Raw genomic sequence first — 809 nt, 5'->3', positions numbered from 1 at the left:
TACGCGGCCCGACGGCCAGAGCGCCACTGACGCCAGACATGGCCGGTAGCTCCGCCCAGTGGATTCACTCGCTGGCGACCATCTTGGAGGTTCGACTCTACATAAGGTCTGGTTACCGGCGGGCCAAGGCTGCGGTCGCTCCCTTTTCCTTCTCAGGCTCGATCCAGAAACCGAGCTGATGCGTTGCTCTCGTTGCCTTAACTAGCGGGCAGTCCGTCGGCCACCTGGAACGGTGCGTCGGTGGCGGCCTCGACCTGGTCGAGGGTCACACCGTCCACGATCTCGATGAGGGTCAGTCCGTTCTCGTCGCGGTCGAACACGCCGAGTTCGGTGATGATCCGGTTGACGCAGCCCAGGCCGGTCAGCGGGAGGGAGATCTCGGAGACGATCTTCGATGAGCCGTCCTTGGCGACCTGGTCCATGACCACGACGATCCGGCGCGCGCCCACCACGAGGTCCATCGCGCCGCCCATGCCCTTGACCATGGCGCCGGGGACCATCCAGTTGGCGATGTCGCCGGCCGGGTTGACCTCCATCGCGCCGAGGATAGCCACGTCGATCTTGCCCGAACGGATCATGCCGAAGCTCATCGCCGAGTCGAAGATCGACGAGCCGGGAAGGGTCGTGACGGTCTCCTTGCCGGCGTTGATGAGATCCGGGTCGACGTCGTCGGGGTGCGGGTACGGTCCGATGCCCAGCAGTCCGTTCTCCGACTGCAGGGTGACGTTGACGCCCTCGGGGACGTAGTTGGGGACCAGGGTCGGCAGGCCGATCCCGAGGTTGACGTACTGGCCGTCCTCCAGCTCCAG

1 protein-coding gene is annotated in these 809 nt (G+C 65.4%); it reads right to left on the bottom strand.

Going from position 1 to position 809, the window contains the following annotated elements; all coding sequences use genetic code 11:
• Nucleotides 1-197: 197 nt before the first annotated feature.
• Nucleotides 198-809 carry a 3-oxoacid CoA-transferase subunit B gene (locus tag HMPREF3086_RS15640; protein WP_070722837.1) on the bottom strand — a complete coding sequence of 204 codons (612 nt, stop codon included), beginning with the start codon at nt 807-809 and terminating at the stop codon, nt 198-200.

The organism is Dietzia sp. HMSC21D01, from assembly GCF_001815995.1.
Classification (GTDB): domain Bacteria; phylum Actinomycetota; class Actinomycetes; order Mycobacteriales; family Mycobacteriaceae; genus Dietzia; species Dietzia cinnamea.
The sequence above is the reverse complement of the archived record's forward strand: the minus strand, read 5'-3'. Positions and strand labels throughout refer to the sequence as shown.